This is a genomic window from Kitasatospora sp. Xyl93 (genome assembly GCF_055383135.1).
In genome coordinates this window covers 3,895,808-3,913,498 of sequence record NZ_AP029185.1, presented here as the reverse complement: position 1 = coordinate 3,913,498, position 17,691 = coordinate 3,895,808, and the positions used below count along the sequence as shown (strand labels likewise).

Sequence of the window (17,691 nt, the reverse complement as noted above, 5' to 3'; positions counted from 1 at the left end):
GCTGCTCCGGGCCGCTCGCCACCGGAGTAGGGTCGTAGGCATCCAGGGCATCACGCATTCCGGTAACCGTTCCGGCCTCGTTCTGGGTGAAGGAAAGCTCGGCAGCCCCCAGGGGGCGGCCGGAGACGGGAACGGTGAGCACCGTGACCACCCACTCCCCGCAGTCGGTGCGGCCCGGCCACGGCCTCACGGTCGCCGACGCCATGGACCCCTGCGACTACCAGATAGCCGACGACAGCACCGTTGACCAGGCCGACGACGTCCTCCGCGGCGCCCACCTCGACTACCTGCTGGTCCGCGACCACGACGGCCGGTGCGAGGGGCTGGTCACCCGCACCGGACTCCATCCGTTCCTGAACCGCTCCTGGTACACCGGACGGACCGCGATCAGCGCCACCACCCACCAGCGCGGCCCGTTCGCCTGGCCGACCATGGGCCTGGCCCTGGCCGCGATCGCCATGCGGGTCAAGCGCCTGGCGGTCTGGCCCGTCGTCGACGAGGACGGCTACATCCTCGGTGTCCTCATGGCCGACCGTGTCACCAGCCTCCTTGCGGGCAAGGCTGCCTGAGGCGGAGTGCCCGCGGTCGAGAGTCCTGGGCTGTTTGCGCCCGCCGGGAATCGAGCACGGTGGCAGGTCGGGCCACGCCCGGAACGAAACTGCGGCGAGGTCAGGGCAGCGGGGTGGCGTGCAGGCAGGTGTGCCGTCCCTGTCCGGTCGGCTCGGCGAGCGGTCGGGCCGTCTCCTCGATGATCCCTACGCGGAAGGTCCCGGCCTTGTCCGCGTAACCAGGGCCCCGTCCGCGGTCACCTCGTCCGTGGCATGAACGACGACGACCTCGATCGGACTGTGCCTGCCGGGTACACCCGGAGGGGTCACCGCGTAGCGAGACGGAGTGTCCGTCCGGAGCTCCTCACCCGATCTCCCTGGCACCTGCCAGGGCGACGCGCACATCGCTCCGAACGGTGAAGAGTTCGTCGGTGCCGGTGATCTCCAGCAATCGCATGGTCTGGGGCGGCGGGGCTGCCAGCACCATCTCCACCCCTGCGGCCCTCGCGTCCATACGGGCGGCGAGCAGGGCGTTGAGGCACACGGAGTAGCAGAAGGTCTGGCCGGCCAGGTCGATGACCAGCCGGGGTGGGCGGTCCTGGAGAGCGCGGGAGAGGGCGTCGTCCAGCTTGCGGCGGTCTTCCTGGTCCGCTTCGCCGTCGAGGCGGACGATCACGGCCGTCCCAGGGAGCTTCGCAGTGGTGATCCGCAGGTGCGGGGTGGGAACGCGCGGGGGGGGGGGGGGGGGGGGGGGGGGGGGGGGGCAGTCGTGCCGGGTGGATCCGCTGGGGTCGGGCACTGGACTCACCGCCTCAACGGGAGGGGTGGTGGCAGAGCGGCCGGGACGCGCACAAGGTGCGGCGGGGTACGGGGGACGGGTTGGCGCGGGGTCACGGATGCTCATCATGATGATCACCGGTGGTGGTCGCAGGCTGGTGGCCGGCGTCGGGGGCGGGATCGGCGAACAGGGCCAGCAGCCCGGCGATCTCGTGGTGGCCCTCGGCGGGATGACGGAAGTACGTGCCGCGGACCACCTGGTAGCGGTTGCGGCGTCCGTGCCGGGAGTGGGTCAGGTAGCCGGCCTTCTCCAGGTCCGTGACGATCGCCCGCGCGGCCCGTTCGGTCATGCCGCACATCGCGGCCAGGTCCCGCAAGCGGACGTCCGCATCCCGCGAGATCATCAACAGCACACGCGCGTGCTGGGTCAGGAACGTCCAGCTCGTTCGCGGCTCTCGCTCATCCGACACACCTCAAGTATGAACCCGGATTCCGCTTTTGCCATGCCTGACTTGATGATCCGCTGATGGGCCACACCGTGGAACGCGGGGTCGAGTTTTCGCCCGCGGATCCGTGTCACGGCGCAGGTTTCAAGGCGATGGCGGTGGTTGTTCGGAGGGGACGAGGAGTTCGACCCATACGGCCTTGCCGCCGTCGTTCGGGAGGGCGCCCCAGCAGAGGGCGAGGCGGTCGACGATGAACAGGCCATGGCCGCCGACCCGGGACGGTTGGTGCGTGCCGGGGTCGGGCAGCGTGCTGCCGGATTGGGGGTCGGTCACGGTGATGCGCAGGCACGGGCCGTTCTGGTCCAGATCCAGTGCGAGTGGGCCCGCCGTGTACCTGGCGGCGTTGGTGAGCAGTTCCGAAACGATGAGCTGGACGTCGTCGCCGAGAACGGATGGGGCGAGATGCCAACCGGACAGGGTTCGGCGGGTGAACGCCCTACCTTCGCTGACGGGGGACGCCCCACTTCCGGCAGTGAAATCCAGGTGGCAGTGATGGAGGACTGCTGCTGGGCCGAGGTGACTCTCCACGGCGGTTCGCCTGCTTCCCGTTGCAGCTCCTCGAACCACGCGGCTACCCGTTCAGGCGGGGATCATGTGCGTGGCAGCGGTCGGGCCTCCGGGACTGCGGTGCCGCCGGGGTGGTCCGGAGCAGTTGCTCACCCGGCGCCGACGAACTGAGACCAAAACTGAGACCACGACACGAAGAAGGCCCCGACCGGAAACCCGGTCAGGGCCTTCAACTGCCTTGCTAGGCAAAGGCGGAGGATACGAGATTCGAACTCGTGAGGGGTTGCCCCCAACACGCTTTCCAAGCGTGCGCCCTAGGCCTCTAGGCGAATCCTCCGTGGGAGAGCTTAGTACATGTTTCGGGGTGCTCGCGACCACCGATCCCGCAGGCGGGAGGGCGGGGGTGCCTGTGGATCCTCGGGGCGGGGATCCGGTAGTGTGGGTGTCAGCCCCTCGTGTGGCGTTATCTCTCTGAACCCCCCCAGGGCCGGAAGGCAGCAAGGGTAGGAGGGCTCTGACGGGTGCACGAGGGGTCTTCGCGTTCCCGGGGCCCGGTGGGAGCGAGGGGCGACGCGTTTGTCGGTCCGTCCCGATATCGTCGGGGGTGTGTCCCTAGCCCTGTACCGCCGCTACCGCCCCGAGACCTTCGCGGAGGTCATCGGGCAGGAGCACGTGACCGCTCCGCTCCAGCAGGCCCTGCGCAACAACAGGGTCAACCACGCGTACCTGTTCAGCGGGCCGCGCGGCTGTGGCAAGACGACGAGCGCGCGCATCCTGGCCCGTTGCCTCAACTGTGAGCAGGGGCCGACGCCGACGCCCTGCGGGGAGTGCCAGTCCTGCCGTGACCTCGCGACCGGCGGCCCCGGGTCGATCGACGTGATCGAGATCGACGCCGCCTCGCACGGTGGTGTGGACGACGCGCGCGAGCTGCGCGAGCGGGCGTTCTTCGCGCCGGTGCACAGTCGGTACAAGATCTTCATCCTGGACGAGGCGCACATGGTGACCTCGGCCGGCTTCAACGCGCTGCTCAAGGTGGTGGAGGAGCCGCCGGAGCACCTCAAGTTCATCTTCGCGACCACCGAACCGGAGAAGGTGATCGGGACGATCCGGTCCCGGACGCACCACTACCCGTTCCGGCTGGTCCCGCCCGGCACGCTGCGCGACTACCTGGCGGAGGTGTGCGGCCGGGAGGGGATCCAGGTCGAGGACGCCGTGTTCCCGCTGGTGGTGCGGGCGGGCGCCGGGTCGGTGCGTGACTCGATGTCGGTCATGGACCAGCTGCTGGCCGGGGCCGGCGAGGGCGGCGTCACGTACCAGATGGCCACGGCGCTGCTCGGGTACACCGACTCCGCGCTGCTGGACGAGGTGGTGGACGCCTTCGCCGCGCACGACGGGGCGACGGTGTTCCAGGCCGTCGACCGGGTGGTCGAGGGCGGGCACGACCCGCGCCGCTTCGTCACCGACCTGCTGGAGCGGCTGCGCGACCTGGTGATCCTGGCCACCGTGCCGGACGCGGGGGAGAAGGGGCTGATCGACGCCCCGGCCGACCGGGTCGCGGTGATGCAGGCGCAGGCGGACGCGTTCGGCGCGGCCGAGCTGAGCCGGGCCGCCGACATCGTCAACACCGGGCTGACCGAGATGCGCGGCAACGCGGCGCCCCGGCTGCAGCTGGAGCTGATCTGCGCCCGGGTGATGCTGCCGGGCGCGTACAGCGACGAGCTGTCGTTGCAGGCGCGGCTGGACAAGCTGGAGCGGCGGGCGTCCGCGGGCGGGTTCGCCGCGCCGATGGCCGTCCCCGGGGGGATGCCGATGGCGGCCCCGGCGGCGGCTCCGACGGCGGTCGTACCGGCGGCGGTCGCCCCGGCCGGGGTGGCTCCGGCGGCCGAAGCGCCGGTGGCGCCCGCTCCCGTAGCGGCCGCGCAGGCCGTGCAGGCCGCCGCCCAGCCCGTGCAGGCCCCGCCGCCCGCTGCCGCGCCCGCCGGGCCGGCCGCGCCGGCGCCGGGTGCCTGGCCGATCCCGCGCAGCTTCCCGCCCGCCGGTGGTGTCCCCGCAGGCGGTGCCCCCGCCGCGCCCCCCGCGGCGCAGCCGCAGGCGGCCCCCGTCCCGGCCCCCGCGCCCGCCCCGGCGGCTCCCGGCGGGCAGCCGTCGGCGTCCGCGCAGCAGGGTGCCGCGCAGGTGCGGCAGCTGTGGCCGCAGATCCTGGAGGCGGTGAAGAACCGCCGCCGCTTCACCTGGATCCTGCTCAGCCAGAACGGCCAGGTGGCCGGGTTCGACGGCAGCGTGCTCCAGGTGTCCTTCATCAACGCCGGCGCCCGGGACAGCTTCGTCGGCAGCAACAGCGACGACGTGCTGCGCGCCGCGCTGGCCGACGCGCTGGGCGTGGACTGGCGGATCGAGTGCATCGTCGACCCGTCCGGCGGCACCGCCGGCCCGTCCGGCGGCGCTCCGGGTGGCGGCGCTCCGGGCGCCCAGGGCGGCGGGGGCTGGGGAGCCCCGGCGCGTCCGGCGGCCGCCGCGCCGCCGATGCCCGCCCCCGCCCCGGCCCCCGTACAGGCTCCGCCGGTCCAGGCGGCGCCCGCCCCCGTCCAGGCCCCGCCGGTGCGGTCCGCGCCGGTGCAGGCCCCGCCGCCGGTGGCGGCGCCGGCCCGTCCGGTGCGGTCGGTGGCGCCGGAGGACGACATCCCGGAGGAGGACGACCCGGACCTCAAGGAGGACGTGTTCTCCGGCCAGGAGCTGATCATCCGCGAGCTGGGGGCGACGGTGCTGGAGGAGATCCACCACCAGGGTTCCTGACCCGCGCCCCGTCCCCCGGAACGACGGGCCCCTGAGGCGACCCTGAACCGGCCCCGGTCCGGGGCCCGGAGCGGCGGGCAGCACGTAGGCTCGGCGGTGACGAACGAAGCACCGCACGACAGCCGTGACAGCAAGGAGACAGCCGTGTTCCCCGGTGGTGGCCAGCCCAACATGCAGCAGCTGATGAAGCAGGCGCAGAAGATGCAGCAGGAGTTCGCGAAGGCCCAGCAGGAGCTGGCCGACACGAAGGTGAACGGGACGGCGGGCGGCGGCCTGGTCGAGGCGACGGTGACCGGTGCCGGTGAGCTGGTGGCGCTGACCATCGCCCCGGCGGCCGTGGATCCGGAGGACACCGAGACCCTGGCCGACCTGATCCTGGCGGCCGTCCGGGACGCCAACCAGACCGCGCAGAAGATGCAGGCCGAGCGGATGGGCCCGCTGACCCAGGGCCTGGGCGGCGGCATCCCCGGTCTGCCGTTCTGACGTCGGGCTTCCCGGCATAAAGGTCTGAAGTTCAGACGACAGACCCATGTGATTTATGTGGGAGTCGGGCGTCGGGCGCTGTGTCCGACGCCCGATTCGTTGGATGATGGCACCGGAACACCACCGGCCGTCCGGTGCCACCGGCCGCTCAGCACGACCGGCCACCGGCCCGACCGGCCACCCGGCACCACCGACCATCCGAAGGAAGGCGCGACGTTGTACGAGGGCGTGGTTCAGGACCTGATCGACGAACTGGGCAGGCTGCCCGGCGTCGGGCCCAAGAGCGCCCAGCGGATCGCCTTCCACGTGTTGCAGGCCGACCCGACCGACGTGCGCCGGCTGGCGCACGCCCTGCTGGAGGTCAAGGACAAGGTCCGCTTCTGCGTGGTCTGCGGCAACGTTGCGGAGGCCGAGCAGTGCCGGGTCTGCCTGGACCCGCGCCGCGACCTCGCCGTCATCTGCGTGGTCGAGGAGTCCAAGGACGTCGTCGCCATCGAGCGAACCCGTGAGTTCCGCGGCCGCTACCACGTGCTGGGCGGCGCGATCAGCCCCATCGAGGGCGTCGGCCCGGACGACCTGCGGATCCGCGAGCTGCTGGCGCGCCTCGCGGACGGCACGGTCACCGAGCTGATCCTGGCCACCGACCCCAACCTGGAGGGGGAGGCGACCGCCACCTACCTGGCCCGGCTCTGCAAGCCGATGGGCCTGAAGGTGACCCGTCTGGCGAGCGGCCTGCCCGTCGGCGGGGATCTGGAGTACGCGGACGAGGTCACCCTCGGCCGCGCCTTCGAAGGGAGACGACTGCTCGATGTCTGACCGGACGATCAACCAGCAGCCCCACACCCCCCACCAGCAGTCCCACGGGGCCCCGGGGGCACACGCCCCGCACATCCACGGCCACGGTTCGGAGCCGGACGACTTCGCCGTGCAGATCGCCGACTCGGTGGAGAGCTTCGTGCTCGCCGTCACCGAGGTCGCCAAGGGCGACGAGCCCGGCAGCGCGGTCTCGCTGCTGCTCCTGGAGGTCTCGCAGCTGCTGCTGGCCGGCGGCCGGCTGGGCGCGATCGAGGACGTCGTCCCGGAGGACCGGTTCGAGCCGGACGCCGGTCCCGAGCCGGACGGCGAGCAGCTGCGCGAGCGCCTCGCCGAGCTGCTCGCGCCGATCGACGTCTATCACGAGGTCTTCGACCCGTACGGTCCGCCGGAGAAGCCCAACGCCTTCCGGATCTCGGACGATCTGGCCGGCGTGGTCGGCGAGCTCCAGCACGGCCTGACCCACTACCGCGAGGGCCGGGTCAGCGAGGCGCTGTGGTGGTGGCAGTTCTCGTACCTCTCCAACTGGGGCACGACCTGTACGGCGGTGCTGCGGGCCCTGCAGTCGCTGATCGCCCACGTCCGGCTGGACAGCCCGATCGGCGCGGTGCCGGACGGCGCGGACACCGACGACGACGGGCTCACCGACGAGCAGCTGGAGCAGCAGGCGGGCGACCTGATGGCGGCCGAGCTGGGCCTCGGGCGGTAGTCCCGTCGGGCGCGCGGCCCGTCCGGGCACGGGCTGATCAGGAAGCCGGAGGCGGTATTCCGCGACGGCGTCCACGGATTGTGACGAATGCCTCAGCGGCCCGGCCGGAAAAGAAATCCGATCGGATCGCCGCCCCCCGGTCCGCCGATTCTTCGGAGCCGTACCGGATCCCCCGCAGACCTGACGGCGGAGCCGCCCGGACCGCCGTTCACGTGCTGAAACCACCATCTCACCATATGGAAAGCGCCGGTCGGAGCACCCCTGCTCGGTAGACTGACGAGGACCGCACCCCCCTCTCCCCAGGGGGGTACGGGGGCCCGCGGCCCCCGGAAGAGACTTCGAGTCGAGGAGCGCACGTGGGCCTTGTCGTGCAGAAGTACGGCGGCTCATCCGTTGCGGATGCCGAAGGCATCAAGCGCGTGGCCCGCCGAATCGTTGACGCCAAGAAGGCCGGCCATGAGGTCGTCGTCGTGGTGTCCGCGATGGGCGACACGACGGACGAGCTCATCGAACTCGCGGAGCAGGTGTCACCGCTGCCTGCCGGCCGTGAGTTCGACATGCTGCTGACCGCTGGAGAGCGCATCTCCATGGCGCTGCTGGCCATGGCGATCAAATCGCTGGGGCACGAGGCGCAGTCCTTCACGGGCAGCCAGGCCGGCGTCATCACCGACTCCGTCCACAACAAGGCGCGCATCATCGACGTGACGCCCGGTCGCATCCGCACCGCCCTGGACGAGGGCAACATCGCGATCGTGGCCGGCTTCCAGGGCGTCTCCCAGACCAGCAAGGACATCACCACGCTGGGCCGGGGCGGCTCGGACACCACCGCGGTGGCGCTCGCCGCCGCGCTCAAGGCCGAGGTCTGCGAGATCTACACCGACGTGGACGGCGTGTTCACCGCCGACCCGCGCGTGGTGAAGAAGGCCCGCAAGATCGACTGGATCGCCTACGAGGACATGCTGGAGCTGGCCTCGTCGGGGTCCAAGGTGCTGCTCGACCGGTGCGTCGAGTACGCCCGTCGCTACAACATCCCGATTCACGTACGCTCGTCCTTCTCGGGTCTTCCCGGGACGATCGTCAGCAACGACAACCCGAACCAGCCCGAAGGGGGCGAGATGGAGCAGGCCATCATCTCCGGAGTCGCCCACGACACCTCCGAGGCCAAGGTCACCGTCGTCGGCGTGCCCGACAAGCCGGGCGAGGCGGCGCGCATCTTCCGCGCCATCGCCGACGCCGAGGTCAACATCGACATGGTGGTGCAGAACGTCTCCGCCGCGTCGACCGGCCTGACCGACATCTCCTTCACCCTGCCCAAGACCGAGGGCCAGAAGGCCATCGACGCGCTGGGCCGGGTCAGGGAGGGCATCGGCTTCGAGTCGCTGCGCTACGACGACGCGATCGGCAAGATCTCGCTGGTCGGCGCCGGGATGCGCTCCAACCCGGGCGTCACGGCGACCTTCTTCGAGGCGCTGTCCGCCGCGGGCGTCAACATCGAGCTGATCTCCACCTCGGAGATCCGGATCTCGGTGGTCACCCGTGCCGAGGACGTGCCGGAGGCCGTCCGCGCCGTGCACAGCGCCTTCGGCCTGGACAGCGAGAGCGACGAGGCCGTCGTCTACGGCGGCACCGGGCGATGACCCGCGGGCGGAACGGCGGCACCGGGCGATGATCCGGGCACCGGGCCGGGACGCCGGGCGATGACCCGGCGTCCGAACCTCGCCGTCGTCGGCGCCACCGGCGCGGTCGGCGAGGTGCTGCTCGGACTGCTCTCGCTCCGCCAGGACGTCTGGGGCGGGATCCGCCTCGTCACCTCCCCGCGCTCGGCCGGCCGCGAGGCGGTGGTGCGCGGGGAGACCGTCGAGGTCGTCCCGCTGGCCGAGGAGGCCTTCACGGGGATCGACGTCGCGGTGTTCGCCGTGCCCGACCCGGTCTCCGCCCGGTGGGCGCCGGTCGCGGCGGCCAAGGGCGTCGTGGTGATCGACGACTCGGCCGCCTTCCGCACCGCCGGGGACGTGCCGCTGGTCGTCCCGGAGGTCAACGCGGCCGCGCTGCGGATCCGCCCGCGCGGCATCGTCGCCAGCCCGGCCGGCACCACCCTCGCGATGATCGCCGCGGTGGGCGCGCTGCACGCCGAGTACGGGCTGGCGCAGCTCGTGGTCGCCTCCTACCAGGCCGCCGACGGCGAGGGTCGGGCCGGCGAGGCGGCGCTGCGCGCCCAGTCCGCGCTGGTGGCGGGCACCGGGGCCGGCCGGCAGACCGGCGACCTGCGCGCCCTGATCGCCGATCAGGGGCCGTTCGCCGCCCCGCTGGCGCTCAACGCGGTGCCCTGGACCGGCGGGCTGCGCGAGGGCGGCTGGTCCGCCGAGGAGATGGGCATCCGCGACGAGTCCCGCAAGGTCCTCGGCCTGCCCGCCCTGAAGGTCTCGGCGACCTGCGTCCACATCCCGGTGGTCCGCACCCACGCGCTGGCCGTCCACGCGCGGTTCGAACGCGAGGTCACCCAGGAGCACGCGCAGGACATCCTGCGGGACGCGCCGGGCGTGGTCCTCTACGACGACCCGGCGGCGGGCGAGTTCCCGACGCCGAACGACGTGGTCGGGACGGACCCGGTCTGGGTCGGGCGGGTCCGGCGGGCGCTGGACGAGCCGGAGGCGCTGGACCTCTTCCTGTGCGGGGACAACCTGCGCAAGGGGGCGGCGCTCAACCTGGTGCAGCTGGCCGAACTGGTGGCGGCGGAGCTGGCGGCGGGCCGGCCGGCGGAGCCGGAGGAGTAGCGTTCCGGGGCCCGCGCGCGTCCCGATGTGCCCGGTTGTGTCCACAAGTGTGTCCATACCTGTGTCCGCTCCTCGACACAATCTGTCCGGAATCCCGTGGGAATCCCCTGGAGGCCCCTTTCGCCCATGCGGAAGAATGGGCCCCGGGCCGGGCAACCATGACAGGGGATCGAGTGTCCAACGTGCGTGGCGAACGTGATGGTGGGGGCAAGGGCGGGCATCCCGGCGAGATCCGCGGTGTCCTTCCCGTCGCGCGCCCCGTGGCCTGCGAGTAGGCCGGAAGAAGACCAGATGACGGCGGCCGCACGCGGTGCGGCGGACTCCGGTGCCGGTACCGACGCGGGTACCAGCGAGGACCTGCTCACCGAGACCTACCAGGCGCACTACCGCTCGCTGCTGCGGCTCGCGGCGCTGCTCCTCGACGACCTCTCGACCTGCGAGGACGTCGTCCAGGAGGCGTTCATCCGGGTGCACGCCGCCCGGCGCCGGGTGCGCGAGCCCGAGAAGACCCTGGCGTACCTGCGGCAGACGGTCGTCAACCTGTCCCGCTCCACGCTGCGCCGGCGCATCCTCGGGCTGCGACTGCTGCCGAAGCCCATGCCTGACATGGCCAGTGCAGAAGAAGGTGCCTACGATGCCCTGGAGCGCGACCAGTTGAAGGCCGCGCTGCGTGGTCTGCAACGCCGTCAGCGGGAGGTTCTGGTGCTGCGTTACTTCGTGGACATGACGGAGGCGCAGGTCGCCGAGACCCTGGGCATCTCGCTCGGCTCGGTGAAGGCCTACGGCTCGCGCGGACTCGCCGCCCTCCGGATCCAGATGGAGGCCGGACATGGCTGAGGCGGACGGCGGCCGACGGCGACCGGAGGACGGGGTTCCGAGTGCGGGGGCGCCCGGTGCGGACGGTCCCGCCGGCGAGGTCCCGGAGCTCCTGGACCTGTCCACCGAGGAACGGGCGCTGCGCGAGCTGCTGCACGGCGCCGTCTCCGGCATCCAGCCCGCGGCCGGCGGGCTGCCGCGGATCCGGCGCGCGGTACCCCGCCGCCGGGCCGCCCGGCGCGGCGCCTGGACCGGGGCGGCCGCGCTCGCCTTCGTCGTCGCGGTCGGCCTGCCCGTCCTGCACGAGGGGGAGCACCTCGGGCTCTCCGGCGGCCCCGGCTCGGCGGACACCAGGAGCCCGGCCGCCGCCTCCCCCAGCGGCACCGCCGGAACGGTCGGCGGCTCCGGTACGGCCTCGCACGCCGACCCGGGCGGCACCGGCGGCGCCACCCCGCCGCCCGGAACGGCCTCGGCCCCGCACACCCCCGGCGGCGGGCTGGCCCACACCGACGGCGGCGTCGCGCCCACCGGGACCTCCGGCGCCGGCGACGGCGGCATCGTCCTGCTCTGCACCCGCGCGGACCTCGGCGAGGGCGTCGCACAGGTCGGCCCGGCCGACGGGACCGGGCGGATCTACGGCTCGTTCACCGTCCACAACGTCTCCGACCACAGCTGCCGGCTCGGCGGGCCGGGCTCGGTGGCGGTCACCGCCGTCAGCGGCGGGGACCGCGGCCGCGTCCGCACCGCCGACCACACCCCGGGCGACCCGGCGGCCGGGCTGCCCGCGATGGACGGGGAGCCGCCGGTGCTCGCGCCGCGGGCCGGGTACCGGGTGCCGTTCGCCTGGGTCCCCGACCAGACCTGCACCGGATCCGGCACGCTGACCGCCACGTCGAACGGGGTCAACCAGGCGGCCCTGCGCTCGAACGTCCCCGCCGTCGAGTCCGGCGCCCCGGCCGCCGCCCCCACCGACGCGCCCAGCGCCAACCCGCCGGCCTCCTCGTCCCCGTCGGCCGGCCCCACCACGGCCCCCAGCCCGACCGCGACCCCGACCGGCAACCCGACCACCGCGCCGGCCGCGGTGACGATCGCCCACACCCCCGCCCCCGGCAGCCCGGCGGCCGCCACGGCGACGCTGCCGGTGTCGTGCGGCGGCACGGTCTACCGCGGCGGGGTCGAGGGCCCGGGCGGCCCGGCGCCGCAGCCGTCGGGCTCGCCGACGGCGGGGTGACCGCGGGGTGACCGCGGCCGGCGCGCCCCGCCGCCCGTGGCTCGGGCCGGACGCCGCGGCGGGACCGGTTGGCCGCCGTGCCCGGTACCTCGTGTCCCGGGGCCCGGGGGCCGGGCGGGTGTGAGGAGTGGTTACCGTGGGGGTGTGTACCGGTTCCTCCTGACTCCGCGCTGGCTCGGCGGCACCGTCGTGGCCGTGGCGGCCGTGGCGGTGTGCCTGTGGCTGGGCTCCTGGCAGCTCGGCCGGTTCGAGGACCGGGTGTCCACGCACCAGGACGCCAAACAGGCGGTCACCGCTTCGGGTGACGCCCGGCCGATCGACGAGCTGCTCAACCAGGCGGCCCCGCAGGTGAGCACGGAGACCGTCGGCAAGGCCGTCACGGTGACCGGAAGCTACGACACCGAACACCAACTGCTCGTCCCCAACCGGGTGGTGGACGGCAAGCAGGGCTACTACCTGCTCACCCCGCTGCGCACCGCCGACGGCCACGCCGTCGCCGTGGTGCGCGGCTGGGCGGCCGGGGACCCGGCCGCCGCCGGGCCGCCGCCGGGCGGTCAGGTGACGGTGACCGGGCGCCTGCAGGCCAACGAGTCGGTGGGCAGCAACGGCGCGGTGGCGGGCGGTCTGCCCGCCGGGCAGCTCGGCATGATCAACCGGGCGTCGCTGCTGAACGTGCTGGAGTACGACGGCTGGTACGACGGCTGGGTGGCCGCCGACGACGCGCCCGCCGGCCTGGCCCCCGTACCGACCGTGCAGCCGCAGGGCGGCGACGGGCTCACCCTGCGCGCGTTCCAGAACCTGGGCTACACCCTGGAGTGGTTCGTCTTCGGCGGGTTCGTGGTCTTCATGTGGTACCGCCTGGTGCGCCGCGAGGCGGAGGCGGAGCAGGACCGGGCCCTCGGGCTGGACCCGGTCCTGGACTGACGCTCCCGAGCGGCCCCGGGCCTCAGCGCTTGGCCGACGGGACCACCGGTACGGGCACCGCCGGCTTCGGCGGTGCGGTCGGCACCGGCGTCGCGGCCGCCGGCGCGGTCGGCAGGGGTGCCGCCGGTGTACCGCTGGGCGCCGGCGTCGGGACGCCGACGCAGTTGCGGCCGTTCCCGCTGCCGTTGCTGGAGTTGTAGTTGTCGGTGTGGTGGTGCACGGTGCGGCCGCTCTTGGAGCCCTTGGACCCCGAGCCCTTCGAACCGGACGAGCCGCTCTTGCCGCCGCCTCCCTTGGCGAGCTGGACCGGTTCGTCCCCGTCGACCGACGCGTACGCCGCCCGCAGGACGGTCGCGCCCGCGCCCCCGGCGCCCGGTGCGCTCGCCCTGGTCGCGGTGGCGAGTGGTGCCGGGGCCGCGAGCGGCGTGCCGGTGGCGAGCGGTGCCGCGGCGCCGGGGGCCGTGGTGGGCGCGGCCGGCGTCGGCACGACGGCCGAGGAGCTCGGCGCCGGCGGAGCGGCGGGCGGCGGGCAGGAGGCGTTGTTCTGCTGGGATCCCGAGCAGCCGGTGAGCACCAGGGCCCCGGCCACCGTCGCCCCCGCGAGTATCAGCAGACGTCTCACGCGGTACCCCCGGCGCCGCCCGCGCCGGCCGTGCCGTCCGCGCCGGTCTCCGCCGACGCCGTGCCCAGGTGCCGTCGGACGAAGTCGATCTCCAGCCGCAGCTGCCTGATCCGCTCCTCCACCACCAGCGATCCGTGCCCGGCGTCGTAGCGGTACACCTCGTGCGGCTTGCCGAGCTGCTCCAGCCGCTCGACGTAGTTCTCGATCTGCCGGATCGGGCAGCGCGGGTCGTTGACCCCGGCGCTGATGTACACCGGCACCCGCACCTGCTCGACGTAGGTCAGCGGCGAGGAGGCGGTGAAGCGCTCCGGGACCTCCTCCGGGGTGCCGCCGAAGAGCGTGCGGTCCAGCGACTTCAGCGCCTCCATCTCGTCGGCGTACGCGGTGTGGTAGTCCGCGACCGGCACGGCGGCGATGCCCAGCGCCCAGCTGTCGGGCTGGACGCCGAGGCCGAGCAGGGTCAGGTAGCCGCCCCAGCTGCCGCCGGCGAGCACCAGCCGGGCCGGGTCGGCGAGGCCGCTGTCGACCGCCCAGGCGCGGACCGCCGCGATGTCCTCCAGCTCGATCAGGCCGACCCGCTCGTGCAGCGCGTCCGTCCAGGCCTGGCCGTAGCCGGTCGAGCCGCGGTAGTTGACCCGGACCACCGCGAAGCCGTGGTCCAGCCAGGCGGCCGGACCGGCCGCGAAGGAGTCGCTGTCGTGGTGGGTCGGGCCGCCGTGGATCTCGAACACGGTCGGGTACGGGCCCTGCGCGGGCGCCGCCGGCCGCTGCACCAGGGCGTGCACCCGCCCGCCGGGCCCGTCCACCCAGACGTCCTCGACCGGCACCGAGCCGGGCGGCACCGAACCGGGCGCCCGCAGCACGACCGTCCCGGCGGTGGAGCGGACGGCGGAGGGCTCGGCGGCGGAGGACCACAGGTACTCCACGGTGCCGTCCGGACGGGCGGTGGCGCCGCCGACGGTGCCGCGCGGGGTGTCCAGGCGGGTCAGCCGGCCGTCGGCGAGCCGGTACGAGAACAGCTCGCTGCGCGCCTCGTACTCGTGCTCCACCAGCAGCTCCCGGGCGCCGGGGCGCCACTGGGCGGAGACGTCGCCGGGCAGCTCGCGGCCCTGCTCGTCGCGCAGCGGCAGGGCGGTCTCGGCGCCGGTGGCGACGTCCCAGATCATCGGCTCCCAGCGGCCGGTGCGCTGGTGCGCGACCAGCAGGCGGGTGTCGCCCTCGACCGGGGCGAAGCCCAGGCAGGCGACGCCGCGCGGCTCGTCCCGGCCGGTGACCTCGTCCAGTTCGGCGACGGTCTCGACGCCGCCGTCCCCGTCCAGGCGCACCACCCGGATCGCGGAGTGCATCGCGTCGCCGTGCTCGGTGTGGTCGATGGCGAGCAGCGTGGAGTCGTGGCTGAGGTCGCCGATGCCGCCGTACTCCTCGTGCCGGTAGATCTCGACCGGCTCGGTGGCGCCGGGGCGGCGCAGGTGCAGGGTGGTGCCGTCCTCGTCGGTGGAGCGGCCGACGACCACGGTGCCGTCGCGGCCGAGGGCCAGGCCGGCCGAGTAGGAGGCGGCGAGGCCGGGAACGGCCTCCTCGTCGGGGCCGCCCGCGAACGGCTGGCGGCGCCAGACGCCGAACTCGTCGCCGTCGTGGTCGTCGAACCACCAGATCCAGTCACCGTCGGGGGACAGCTCGGCGTCGGTGGTGCCGTTCGGACGGTCGGTGACCTGGCGGTGGGCGCCGGTGGCGCGGTCCCAGGCGTAGACCTCGTAGGTGCCGGTCGCGTTGGACACGTACAGCGCCCGGTCGGGGGCGTCCTCGGCCCAGTCCGGCAGTGACACCCGGGCCGCCCTGAACCGCTGCTCCCACGCCGGTACGGCGCTCTTCTCCTCGCTCATCCGACCATCCAACCCGATCGGGGCGAGGGAAGGGAACGGGCGGGCGGGCTTCGGCACACCCGCCCCGGGCGCCGGGGCCCCGCGGGGCCGCGCCGTGACTCCCCGGGGACCCCTCGGGGCCGCTCGGAGACTCCGCCCGGGCCGCTCGGGGACCCCGCCCCGGGCCCGTTCGGGGACTCAGCCCCCGGCCGCTCGGGTATCACCCCCGGCGCGGCGCTCCGGGCGGCAGGAACCGGACCAGGCCCACCAGCAGCAGCTCCAGTACCGCCAGGGCGAGGACGCTGTGGCCGAAGGCGGCGGTCGGATCGCCGGCGCCGTAGTAGACCAGGCCGATCAGCGCGATCCCGAGCGCCCCGCCGACTTGCTGCACGGTGGACACCACCCCGGCCGCGGAGCCGGCCAGCCGCGGCTCGACGCCCGCCAGGACCACCGAGGTCACCGGGGCGATCACCAGGCCCATGCCGAGCCCGTCCACGAACAGCCCGGGCGCCAGCCACCACACGCCGCCGTCCGCGGCCGCGTAGCCGGCGAGGGCCAGCAGGCCGAGCCCCAGGGCCATCAGCAGCCCGCCGAACGCGATGGTGCGGCGGTCGCCGAGGCGGGCGGTGACCCGGTGGGTGGTGTTGGAGGTGATCAGGTAGCCGAGGCCGATCGCGGTGAAGACCAGTCCGGCGCCGAGGGCGTCCAGGCCGCGGCCGAGCTGGAGGTGCAGGGCGAGCACCAGGAAGAACGAGCCCTGGCCGAGCCAGAAGGCGAGTTGGGCGAGCAGGCCGGCGCTGAAGGAGCGGCTGCGGAACAGCCGGGTGTCGACCAGCGGGGTGGCGGTGGCCGACCCGGTGGCCCGGTGCTGGTGCACGGCGAAGACGGCCAGCAGGGCGACGGAGGCGCCCAGGCAGAGCCCGGTCCACAGCGGCCAGTCCAGCTGGGGGCCCTGGATCAGCGGCAGCACCAGACCGGTCAGCGCGGTGGTGACCAGCAGCACGCCGACCGGGTCCAGGCCGGGCCGCTGCGGGGCGCGGGACTCCGGCAGGCTGCGGCGGACCAGTAGGAGGGCGGCCAGGCCGATCGGCAGGTTGATCAGGAAGCAGCTGCGCCAGCCGAGGCCGAAGAGGTCCGCGCGGATCAGCAGGCCGCCGATCAACTGGCCGAACACCGCGCCGACGCCCATGGTCAGCCCGTACCGGGCGAAGGCCCGGGCCTGGGCGGCGCCGCTGAACGCGGTCCGCAGGATCGCCAGCACTTGCGGGCCCATCAGCGCCGCCGACAGGCCCTGCAGCACCCGGGCGCCGACCAGCGTGGCCGCGGTCGGGGCGAGGCCGCAGGCGGCGGAGGCGAGGGTGAAGAGGGCCAGGCCGAGGCCGAACACCCGGCGGCGGCCGTAGCGGTCGCCGAGACGGCCGGCGGTGACCAGACCGGCCGCGAGAGCCAGGCTGAAGCCGGCCATCACCCACTGGACGGCGGCCGGGCCGGCGCCGAGGTCGCTCTGGAGGGAGGGGAGGGCGACGTTGACGACGAAGATGTCGAGGGCGGTCATGAAGGTGGCGGTCAGGACGACCGGCAGCAGGCCCTTGGGGACCGGTGCCGGTGCGGCCGGGACGGCCGGTGCGGCCGGGGCGGGCCGCCGGGCGTTCAGGGCGGTGCTCATCTCGGGCTCTCCTCAAGGGTGGGGCCGGTGGGTCCGGTGGGTCCGGTGGGGTCGGTGACGGGGGGCGGGACGCGGTGGGGCGCGGCCCGCCCCTCGGGAGTGGCGGCGTTGACGGCGGCGGTGGCGGTGGCGGTACGGCGGTGGCGGCAGCGGGGGCTCAGGCGCCCGGCACGCGGTCGAGGAAGCCGTACACCGCGCCGATCCGGCCGTCCGGGGTGGCCGTCAGCACGTCGAAGCCGATCACCACCGGCTCCGCGCCGGCCGGGCCGAGGTTCCAGGTGAAGCGGGCGATGTCGTGGTGCGCGTCGACCGGTCCGAGGGTGAACTCCAGCCCCGGGAACTGGGCCTGGGCGGCGCCGATCAGCGCGTCGATCGCGTCCCGGCCGGCGACGGCGGCCAGCGGGTCGGTGTAGCGGCCGTCCTCCGCCCACACCTCGTCGACCAGCTTGCGACGGGCCGCCGGGTCGGTCTCGTTCCACACCGCGAGGTAGCGCTCGGCGAGCTGCTGGAGGGTGGCGGCGGTGATCTCGGTCATGGTCATCTCCCGTGTTCCGGTGGGTGTTTGGCCGGGTCCTTCCCGGTGCTCACCAAGGTAGGGAGGGGCGGCCGGCGGCGAATCCGTCACGTATGGGCATGGGGGTACGTAGCCTGCGCGGGGGT

At 73.9% G+C, this 17,691-nt stretch carries 17 protein-coding genes, 1 tRNA gene, 1 other RNA gene and 1 pseudogene; 11 read left to right on the top strand and 9 right to left on the bottom strand.

The window, feature by feature from the left end; translation table 11 throughout:
* Nucleotides 1-143: 143 nt before the first annotated feature.
* Nucleotides 144-569, top strand: coding sequence for a CBS domain-containing protein (locus tag ACZ5GH_RS17440; RefSeq protein ID WP_387752406.1), 426 nt, complete (start codon nucleotides 144-146; stop codon nucleotides 567-569).
* A gap of 100 nt (nucleotides 570-669) precedes the next feature.
* Here the strand turns inward: ACZ5GH_RS17440 and ACZ5GH_RS17435 are convergent.
* The 5 genes and pseudogenes from ACZ5GH_RS17435 to ACZ5GH_RS17415 all read right to left on the bottom strand — a co-directional run.
* A pseudogene (locus tag ACZ5GH_RS17435) lies at nucleotides 670-780 on the bottom strand (DUF6296 family protein); the annotation flags it as partial.
* Between the two features lie 132 nt (nucleotides 781-912).
* On the bottom strand, nucleotides 913-1,452 hold the full coding sequence (locus ACZ5GH_RS17430; RefSeq protein WP_464336840.1) for an STAS domain-containing protein: 540 nt from the start codon (nucleotides 1,450-1,452) through the stop codon (nucleotides 913-915).
* On the bottom strand, nucleotides 1,439-1,795 hold the full coding sequence (locus tag ACZ5GH_RS17425) for a MarR family transcriptional regulator (protein WP_464334696.1): 357 nt from the start codon (nucleotides 1,793-1,795) through the stop codon (nucleotides 1,439-1,441). Before ACZ5GH_RS17425 ends, ACZ5GH_RS17430 begins: the two co-directional genes overlap by 14 nt.
* A 120-nt stretch (nucleotides 1,796-1,915) precedes the next feature.
* Nucleotides 1,916-2,359: an ATP-binding protein gene (locus tag ACZ5GH_RS17420; protein WP_387752412.1), complete on the bottom strand. Its 444-nt coding sequence runs from the start codon at nucleotides 2,357-2,359 to the stop codon at nucleotides 1,916-1,918.
* Nucleotides 2,360-2,590: 231 nt separating this feature from the next.
* Nucleotides 2,591-2,675 (bottom strand) — tRNA-Ser (locus tag ACZ5GH_RS17415).
* Between the two features lie 107 nt (nucleotides 2,676-2,782).
* On the opposite strand from ACZ5GH_RS17415, the gene ffs reads away from it, so the two are divergent.
* From ffs to ACZ5GH_RS17365, 10 genes are all read left to right on the top strand, one after another.
* Nucleotides 2,783-2,879, top strand: an RNA gene (ffs, locus tag ACZ5GH_RS17410) — signal recognition particle sRNA small type.
* Between the two features lie 65 nt (nucleotides 2,880-2,944).
* Nucleotides 2,945-5,131 (top strand): DNA polymerase III subunit gamma and tau, encoded by a 2,187-nt coding sequence (locus ACZ5GH_RS17405; protein ID WP_464334695.1) that lies wholly within the window; start codon nucleotides 2,945-2,947, stop codon nucleotides 5,129-5,131.
* 144 nt (nucleotides 5,132-5,275) lie between these two features.
* Nucleotides 5,276-5,614 carry a YbaB/EbfC family nucleoid-associated protein gene (locus ACZ5GH_RS17400; protein WP_387753174.1) on the top strand — a complete coding sequence of 113 codons (339 nt, stop codon included), beginning with the start codon at nucleotides 5,276-5,278 and terminating at the stop codon, nucleotides 5,612-5,614.
* Nucleotides 5,615-5,830: 216 nt separating this feature from the next.
* On the top strand, nucleotides 5,831-6,430 hold the full coding sequence (recR, locus tag ACZ5GH_RS17395) for a recombination mediator RecR (protein WP_355259448.1): 600 nt from the start codon (nucleotides 5,831-5,833) through the stop codon (nucleotides 6,428-6,430).
* Nucleotides 6,423-7,136, top strand: a complete 714-nt coding sequence (locus ACZ5GH_RS17390) for a DUF5063 domain-containing protein (RefSeq protein ID WP_387752418.1) — start codon at nucleotides 6,423-6,425, stop codon at nucleotides 7,134-7,136. The genes recR and ACZ5GH_RS17390 overlap by 8 nt, the downstream gene beginning before the upstream one ends.
* A gap of 356 nt (nucleotides 7,137-7,492) precedes the next feature.
* The gene (locus ACZ5GH_RS17385) at nucleotides 7,493-8,773 is read left to right on the top strand and encodes an aspartate kinase (protein ID WP_387752421.1); all 1,281 of its coding nucleotides are present in this window, start codon (nucleotides 7,493-7,495) and stop codon (nucleotides 8,771-8,773) included.
* Between the two features lie 60 nt (nucleotides 8,774-8,833).
* Entirely contained in the window at nucleotides 8,834-9,910 is a 1,077-nt protein-coding gene (locus ACZ5GH_RS17380; RefSeq protein ID WP_464334694.1) for an aspartate-semialdehyde dehydrogenase, read from the top strand.
* Nucleotides 9,911-10,201: 291 nt separating this feature from the next.
* Complete coding sequence (locus ACZ5GH_RS17375) at nucleotides 10,202-10,747, top strand: SigE family RNA polymerase sigma factor (protein ID WP_387752427.1); 546 nt, start codon at nucleotides 10,202-10,204, stop codon at nucleotides 10,745-10,747.
* Nucleotides 10,740-11,957 carry a hypothetical protein gene (locus ACZ5GH_RS17370; RefSeq protein WP_464334693.1) on the top strand — a complete coding sequence of 406 codons (1,218 nt, stop codon included), beginning with the start codon at nucleotides 10,740-10,742 and terminating at the stop codon, nucleotides 11,955-11,957. The genes ACZ5GH_RS17375 and ACZ5GH_RS17370 overlap by 8 nt, the downstream gene beginning before the upstream one ends.
* A 144-nt stretch (nucleotides 11,958-12,101) precedes the next feature.
* Nucleotides 12,102-12,881, top strand: a complete 780-nt coding sequence (locus ACZ5GH_RS17365) for an SURF1 family protein (protein ID WP_387752432.1) — start codon at nucleotides 12,102-12,104, stop codon at nucleotides 12,879-12,881.
* A gap of 22 nt (nucleotides 12,882-12,903) precedes the next feature.
* On the opposite strand, the gene ACZ5GH_RS17360 is transcribed toward ACZ5GH_RS17365, so the two are convergent.
* The 4 genes from ACZ5GH_RS17360 to ACZ5GH_RS17345 form a co-directional block, all read right to left on the bottom strand.
* The gene (locus ACZ5GH_RS17360; RefSeq protein ID WP_464334692.1) at nucleotides 12,904-13,503 is read right to left on the bottom strand and encodes a hypothetical protein; all 600 of its coding nucleotides are present in this window, start codon (nucleotides 13,501-13,503) and stop codon (nucleotides 12,904-12,906) included.
* Complete coding sequence (locus tag ACZ5GH_RS17355) at nucleotides 13,500-15,386, bottom strand: S9 family peptidase (protein WP_464334691.1); 1,887 nt, start codon at nucleotides 15,384-15,386, stop codon at nucleotides 13,500-13,502. The genes ACZ5GH_RS17360 and ACZ5GH_RS17355 overlap by 4 nt, the downstream gene beginning before the upstream one ends.
* 199 nt (nucleotides 15,387-15,585) lie before the next feature.
* Entirely contained in the window at nucleotides 15,586-17,031 is a 1,446-nt protein-coding gene (locus ACZ5GH_RS17350; protein WP_464334690.1) for an MFS transporter, read from the bottom strand.
* Nucleotides 17,032-17,188: 157 nt separating this feature from the next.
* Complete coding sequence (locus tag ACZ5GH_RS17345; protein ID WP_401105795.1) at nucleotides 17,189-17,566, bottom strand: nuclear transport factor 2 family protein; 378 nt, start codon at nucleotides 17,564-17,566, stop codon at nucleotides 17,189-17,191.
* Nucleotides 17,567-17,691: the final 125 nt, after the last annotated feature.

Coding starts and splice junctions, on each gene's coding strand:
- ACZ5GH_RS17430 (WP_464336840.1), bottom strand. CDS start 1,452: ATGAGCATCCGTGACCCCGCGCCAACCCGTCCCCCGTACCCCGCCGCA.
- ACZ5GH_RS17390 (WP_387752418.1), top strand. CDS start 6,423: ATGTCTGACCGGACGATCAACCAGCAGCCCCACACCCCCCACCAGCAG.
- ACZ5GH_RS17380 (WP_464334694.1), top strand. CDS start 8,834: ATGACCCGGCGTCCGAACCTCGCCGTCGTCGGCGCCACCGGCGCGGTC.
- ACZ5GH_RS17375 (WP_387752427.1), top strand. CDS start 10,202: ATGACGGCGGCCGCACGCGGTGCGGCGGACTCCGGTGCCGGTACCGAC.
- ACZ5GH_RS17370 (WP_464334693.1), top strand. CDS start 10,740: ATGGCTGAGGCGGACGGCGGCCGACGGCGACCGGAGGACGGGGTTCCG.
- ACZ5GH_RS17355 (WP_464334691.1), bottom strand. CDS start 15,386: ATGAGCGAGGAGAAGAGCGCCGTACCGGCGTGGGAGCAGCGGTTCAGG.
- ACZ5GH_RS17350 (WP_464334690.1), bottom strand. CDS start 17,031: ATGAGCACCGCCCTGAACGCCCGGCGGCCCGCCCCGGCCGCACCGGCC.
- ACZ5GH_RS17345 (WP_401105795.1), bottom strand. CDS start 17,566: ATGACCGAGATCACCGCCGCCACCCTCCAGCAGCTCGCCGAGCGCTAC.